1 protein-coding gene is annotated in these 255 nt (G+C 50.6%); it reads right to left on the reverse strand.

All coding sequences use genetic code 11. From position 1 onward, the window contains the following. Nucleotides 1-255: invasin domain 3-containing protein (locus U0R11_RS13645; protein ID WP_406752397.1), on the reverse strand; the 255-nt coding region annotated here is incomplete at both ends.

Below are 255 nucleotides of genomic sequence, written 5' to 3' on the forward strand. Positions count from 1 at the left end.
TGGCAGTACCTGCAACGGTATGCGAAGTGAACACAACAGTAGCAATACCACTTCCATTAGTTGTTGAAGTAGCAGAAGCAAAACTACCGTTGGCATTGGACTTGGTCCAAGTCACGGTTTGTCCTGAAGTAGCAACTGGATTGTCATTGGCATCGGCTAACTGAGCCGAGATGGTTACAGTAGCACCCGCCACAGGAGAAGAAGACGAAGAAGTAACGAGGTACTTACTCGCAGCCCCCGCCACGGTGGTGATGG

Source organism: Aquirufa salirivi (assembly GCF_045310485.1).
In the GTDB taxonomy this organism is placed as follows: domain Bacteria; phylum Bacteroidota; class Bacteroidia; order Cytophagales; family Spirosomataceae; genus Aquirufa; species Aquirufa salirivi.